This window comes from Ktedonobacterales bacterium (assembly GCA_036557285.1).
In the GTDB taxonomy this organism is placed as follows: domain Bacteria; phylum Chloroflexota; class Ktedonobacteria; order Ktedonobacterales; family DATBGS01; genus DATBHW01.
On sequence record DATBHW010000036.1, the window covers coordinates 1 to 5,315 of the forward strand.

General features: G+C 59.5%; 8 protein-coding genes. 4 read left to right on the forward strand and 4 right to left on the reverse strand.

The window, feature by feature from the left end:
- Positions 1 to 204: 204 nt before the first annotated feature.
- The 4 genes from VH599_10380 to VH599_10395 are packed head-to-tail and all read right to left on the reverse strand — an operon-like array spanning position 205 to position 2,494.
- Complete coding sequence (locus tag VH599_10380) at positions 205 to 981, reverse strand: class I SAM-dependent methyltransferase (GenBank protein HEY7348710.1); 777 nt, start codon at positions 979 to 981, stop codon at positions 205 to 207.
- Between the two features lie 4 nt (positions 982 to 985).
- A complete protein-coding gene (locus VH599_10385) occupies positions 986 to 1,666 on the reverse strand; it encodes a haloacid dehalogenase type II (protein ID HEY7348711.1) in 681 nt (226 codons plus the stop codon).
- A gap of 13 nt (positions 1,667 to 1,679) precedes the next feature.
- Positions 1,680 to 2,285, reverse strand: a complete 606-nt coding sequence (locus VH599_10390) for a Fic family protein (protein HEY7348712.1) — start codon at positions 2,283 to 2,285, stop codon at positions 1,680 to 1,682.
- A complete protein-coding gene (locus tag VH599_10395) occupies positions 2,282 to 2,494 on the reverse strand; it encodes an antitoxin VbhA family protein (GenBank protein ID HEY7348713.1) in 213 nt (70 codons plus the stop codon). The genes VH599_10390 and VH599_10395 overlap by 4 nt, the downstream gene beginning before the upstream one ends.
- Before the next feature lie 251 nt (positions 2,495 to 2,745).
- On the opposite strand from VH599_10395, the gene VH599_10400 reads away from it, so the two are divergent.
- From VH599_10400 to VH599_10415, 4 genes are all read left to right on the forward strand, one after another.
- On the forward strand, positions 2,746 to 3,723 hold the full coding sequence (locus VH599_10400; GenBank protein ID HEY7348714.1) for a ring-cleaving dioxygenase: 978 nt from the start codon (positions 2,746 to 2,748) through the stop codon (positions 3,721 to 3,723).
- 128 nt (positions 3,724 to 3,851) lie between these two features.
- Entirely contained in the window at positions 3,852 to 4,706 is an 855-nt protein-coding gene (locus tag VH599_10405; GenBank protein HEY7348715.1) for a PIG-L family deacetylase, read from the forward strand.
- Between the two features lie 19 nt (positions 4,707 to 4,725).
- Positions 4,726 to 5,028 carry an excisionase family DNA-binding protein gene (locus VH599_10410; protein ID HEY7348716.1) on the forward strand — a complete coding sequence of 101 codons (303 nt, stop codon included), beginning with the start codon at positions 4,726 to 4,728 and terminating at the stop codon, positions 5,026 to 5,028.
- A 149-nt stretch (positions 5,029 to 5,177) separates the two neighbouring features.
- Positions 5,178 to 5,315 (forward strand): IS607 family transposase (locus VH599_10415; protein ID HEY7348717.1); only part of this gene is annotated, 138 nt, incomplete at its 3' end.

The window sequence follows — 5,315 nt, forward strand, 5'->3', positions numbered from 1 at the left end:
CTGCCGACGCAGGCTCCCCACCTAATAAGCGCGGCGTTTGTTCGCAGGGGCGGCGGGCGCGCGAGCGCGGCGTTGGCCGCCTGGAAGGCGGCGCTACAAGTGGCGTGCGCCTGGAGGGGCGTCGGTGGGCCGCCTGGAAGGTGGCGCTACAAGTGGGTGTGCTTTTTGTCTGAATGTCAGGAGAGGCGCGGTTTTAATGGCTCGCTAGCTGAGCGGCTTTCCCCAGATGATGCGGGCAACGGTCTGGAGTTCAAGCCTGTTTTCGTGGCTCCAGGGTTCGACCAGGGTGCGCAGTTGTTCGTCGAAGGCGGCGGCGTCTGAAGGGGGCATGTGGTCAAGCGAGAGGCTGCTGCGCGAGTGGAACGAGGCGATGTAGTCGGGAATGGATTGCCTGTTACTGATAGGCGCTGTCTCTTGCTCGCCTGCTCTGGTGAAAAGCTCTGCCTGCTCCAGGGTGGTGATCAGATCGAGTGTGGGATAGTTCTTTATGGTCGAGTAGCGGCGAATGAAGGCGAGCAATCCGTCGTGCCAGGGGGCGGGCAATTCCTTACGCTCAACCAGGGCAACATAACCGCGCGGGGTGAGCAGTTGGGCTAAGCGTGGGAAAACGACTTCCCAATGAAGCCAGATCAGGGAGTCGCCCAGGGTGATGAGGGCGTAGGGCGGAGCAAGCGGCGCGTCTTCGATGCGGCCATACAGCCAGCGAAGGCGCGGATGATCGCCGTTGGGCAGCGTTTTGCCGCGCGCCAGCATGGCGGCGGAAGGATCGAGGGCGTCAACGCGGTCGGCGCGCTCGACCAGATGACGCGCCAGCACGCCTGTCCCGGTTCCCACGTCAAGAATCGCCCGGGGGCTGTCGGTTATCAAGGCCAGCAAGAGATCGAAAGTTTCGCTGGGATAGGGCAGGCGCAGGTGGTAGCGGTCAACGACGCTGGTATCTTGAAAGCGGTCGCCAATCGCCAGAAAGGGGTTGATTGACATGGTGTCAGGCTCCTTGCGCCAGGCGCTCGGCGAGTTCGGTGAGCGTGCCGACGATCACATCGGGGCGCGAGCCAAGCGGATCAAGCGGAGCGCCTGAGCGGTTGACGAGCGCGGCGAGCATTCCGGCGTTGAGCGCGCCGCTGACATCGAAGGGGTTGGCGGAGATGAGCCGCGTTTCGCCAATGGGGCGGCCCAGGCGTTGAGCGGCGTGCTGGTAGAGGCGCGGCGAGGGCTTATAGACTCTGATCTCGTTGGCGCTCACGATGTCCTGAAAGTAGGGGCGCAGGCCCGCCGAATCGAGCAGGGCGTTGAGCATGGCAGGCGCGCCGTTGGAGAAGATGATCATCTGGAAGCCTGCCGCCTGCAACTGCGCCAGTCCCGGCTTGACATCGGGGAATGGCTCCAGCGCGTTGTACTGTGCCATCAGCGTGTCCTTTTGCGCCGCGTCAAGCTCCTGACGGGTCACGGCCAGTGTGTAATCCAGCGCCTTGCGGGTGATGTAGGCAAAGTCTTCGTAGCGGCCCATCAGCGTCAGGCGAAAGCTGAACTCAAGCTGGGTTTGCCGCCAGATTTCTGATGTGCGCTGCGCCTGCGCGGGAAGCAGGCGCTCAATCTGCTTTCTGATGCCGATGGTGTCTACCAGTGTGCTGTACATGTCAAAGGCCAGGGCTTCGCGCACTGCCATGCTTGCTCTCCTTTTATGAAAGGGGGAGAGGGATGGTGATGTCAAGAAACATTTGGGTAAATTCTTGATTGTTTCCCTGAAGAAGGCTTGCCTCTGATGCCCGAAGCATGTGTTCAGGAGTCACCTGATGCCACAGCAAGTCATATCCAGAGGCACGCGCCAGAAACAACAGAAACATCCGCTGAGTCCGCCCATTGCCCTCACGGAATGGATGCAGAGCGTTCAGTTCGCCAAGGTAATAAGCGGCTCGTTCTGTAAAACGTTCACGAGGTAAGCCATGTAGATGCTTTTCTTGCTTCAGACGCATAAAAAGCGCGTGGGCGGAACTTTCCAGATAACGGTGACTCGCAAAATACGAGCGATCTTTGACAATATCAATCATGCGCAGTTCTCCGGCCCAGGGGTAAATATCCTGAAAAATGGAGCGATGAATGGCTTGCAGGTGGGCCAGATCAAACCGGCCTAATAGCGGCTGGGCTTCGAGTTCGCTGATCCTAATGGCGGTCAGGACGGTCTCTGCTTCTTGCAACTGGGCAGCGTTATGGATATTCAGTTTGTTTACCAGGACACCTGGATATTGGGAATATTCGTAGGGGTCTGGTGGGAGGCTGGAGTTCAAGATGAGCGCCTGATATGGTCTAGCAACTGAAGGCGCAGTTCATCGAGCGTCAATTCGCCACGAATATAGCGCTCAGCTTCTTCCCAATAGAAGGAAGGCAGGGCCAGGCCCTCAAGGCGCACCTGGGTCACACCTTGCTCAATAATAGCACGGCGACGTTGCTGTTCTTCAGGCGAAAGGGAAGACGCCAAAGCCTGGGAAGGGTTCATTACCAGCACTCTCCTCTCATCTAATAGTATACCACAAGGATATCATAAAGCTGGCATGAGCAGTTATACGCTGCTGTGGCCGTTTCTTGACTTCTGGAAAGTTTAGTGCTAAACTTTTGGGCAGGAAGGAAGAGGGCGCGGCCTTGGGGCTGGGGGGCATGCCTTCTGCGGCGCCTCTTTTTTAGCGGAAGTGTGTAGACCTGAGCGGTTGAGATACCGAACGAGCGTATCAAGTGAGAAGGAGGGATGTGATGGAACTTGGTGGGATTCATCACATTACGGCTATTACGGGGCATGCGTCGCAGAACGTGGCCTTTTATACGCAGGTGTTGGGGATGCGGCTGGTGAAGAAGACGGTGAACCAGGATGATGTGTCGGCGTATCATCTGTTCTATGGGGATGAGATTGGGCATCCGGGGACGGAACTGACGTTTTTTGATTGGCCGCTGGCGGGGGAGAATCGCCCTGGCGTTGGGACGATTTCGGCGATTGCGTTTGGGGTACGCGGGCGCGCGGCGCTGGAGTGGTGGGAGCAGCGGCTGGAGCGTTTCCAGGTAGCGCACGATGGGATTCAGACGCGCGGCGCTGACGAGCGGGCTGTGCTGGCGTTCCGCGATCCTGAAGGGCAGCGGCTTGAACTGATTGACGATGGCGGGCGGATGGCGGGGCAGCCCTGGAAGGGGAGTCCGGTCCCGGCAGAGATGGGGATTCGCGGCCTGTACGCGGTCAGGCTGACGCTGAGGGAGACGGGGCCGAGCGCCCGGCTGCTGACGGAGACGCTGGGGTTCCGGCAGGGGGGGACGTATCAGTCTGCTGAGCAGCATACGGTGACGGTCTTCGAGGTGGGGCCAGGGGGGCCAGGGACGGAGGTACATCTGGAGGCGCGCCCGGATGTGCCGCATGGGCGTCCGGGGATTGGCGGCGTGCATCATGTGGCGTTTCGCACGCCCGACGATGAGGAACAGCGCCTCTGGCGGGCGCGGGTGGTTGAGGCTGGTCGGCAGGTGACGCCGTTCATCAATCGCTTCTACTTCCATTCGATCTATTTCCGCGAGCCAGGCGGGGTACTCTTCGAGATTGCTACGGATGGTCCGGGCTTCGCTACGGATGAAGACCCGGAGCATCTTGGCGAGGCGCTGGCTCTGCCGCCTTTCCTGGAGGGACACCGAAAGGAGATTGAAGCGGGCCTGCGTCCGATTACGCCGTATACGTTTGCGATGGCAGAGTGAGCACAAGAGGATAGACAGCCGCCCCCGCTTGCGCAAGCGGGGGCGGCTGTCTGTTGGCGGCGCGCAGGGTTGGGGGAGATGGTACACTGAGAGAACGTATTGCAGGGCTTTCATAGAGGAAAGGTACAATGGATAAAAGTATGCTGATTTGTCTGGCGCATCCAGATGATGAGGTTGGCTGCGCTCCGCTGGTGGCGCGCTACGTGGCTGAGGGCGCGAAAGCGACGCTGATCTGCGCGACAAATGGGGATGTGGGCGATGTCGAGGAGAAGTTTTTGCGGGATTATGCTTCTATTGCGGCGCTGCGCCTGGCAGAACTGAACTGCGCGACGAGGGCGATTGGCTTTACGGAGGTTGTGACCTTTGGCTACCGCGACAGCGGGATGATGGGCAGCGCCGACAACGAGGATGCGACTAGTCTGTGGCAGGCGCCGCTGGAGGAAGTGACCGGGCGAGTGCTGGAGGTGATGCGCCGGGTGCGCCCGCAGGTGGTGATTACGTTCAATACGTTTGGGGGCTATGGGCATCCCGATCATATCAAGATGAACCAGGCGACTGTGGCGGCTTTCGAGCGGTTGCAGACGGAGGGGGAGCATCCCGAAAAGCTGTACTATACGACGTTCCCCCAACGGGTCTTGCGCGTGGGGTTGGTGGTGATGAAGGCGCTGCGGCAGAATCCGCGCAAAGCAGGCAAGAACCATGATATGGACCTGAAGGCGACTGTGGATGCGATGACGCCGGTGACGACGAGGGTTCCGATTGACGGGTATCAGGCTTCGCTGCGGGCTGCTATGCGCTGCCATGCCAGCCAGATTCAGCGTTCCGCGCTGGGAGATCTGCTGAGCCGTCCGTTCAGCCGTCTGTTCCTGCGCAATCTTACGCTGTCGCGGGTGTATCCGGCAGCGCAGCCGCAGGAACGCATGGAGCGCGATCTGTTTGCGAACCTGCCAGTTCCGAGCGCGGCGCTGCCATCGGAGGCGTAGCAAACGAATATTGCGTTTATTGCGTTTATTGCGATTTGGGCCAGAGGGAGAGGAGATTGAGACGCCCGAATCGTTCTTTCAGGTCTTGCGGCAGGTGGTCCACCAGATGGCGCAGGAGGCGGCGGATATTCTGCACGTTTCGCGGCCCTTCCTGGTCAAGCTGTTGGAAGAAGGGCAGATTCCTTACTTCAGGACAGGTACGCACCGACGTATCCACTTTCAGGATGTGATGGCCTACAAAGTGCGCCGCGATGCCGAGCGGCGTGAGGCGCTGGACGAGCTAACGCGATTGGGCCAGGAGATGGGATTGTACGATGAATAGCAAGCTTGCTATTCATCTTTCTCTGGCTTACCATTCGATGGCGGAGGTATGCGCGTCCAGCAGGAAGGCGCGGGCGGTGGTGTTGAAACCGTTCGTAAGAAATAACGCCATTTATTGACAGATGCTGACGTGTATGCTATACTGGGAGCATGAAGCTCTCAGAGTACGCCAAACAACAAGGCATCAGTTATCGGACGGCCTTTCGCTGGTGGAAAGCGGGCCAGATTCCCGGCTATCAGGCTCCGACCGGCACCATCATTGTGCAAGAGCCGAAAGAGCCAGCCGCG

Excerpts from the sequence above, each read along its gene's own strand:
- VH599_10380 (HEY7348710.1), bottom strand. The coding sequence starts at position 981 with ATGTCAATCAACCCCTTTCTGGCGATTGGCGACCGCTTTCAAGATACC.
- VH599_10385 (HEY7348711.1), bottom strand. The coding sequence starts at position 1,666 with ATGGCAGTGCGCGAAGCCCTGGCCTTTGACATGTACAGCACACTGGTA.
- VH599_10395 (HEY7348713.1), bottom strand. The coding sequence starts at position 2,494 with ATGAACCCTTCCCAGGCTTTGGCGTCTTCCCTTTCGCCTGAAGAACAG.
- VH599_10400 (HEY7348714.1), top strand. The coding sequence starts at position 2,746 with ATGGAACTTGGTGGGATTCATCACATTACGGCTATTACGGGGCATGCG.
- VH599_10405 (HEY7348715.1), top strand. The coding sequence starts at position 3,852 with ATGGATAAAAGTATGCTGATTTGTCTGGCGCATCCAGATGATGAGGTT.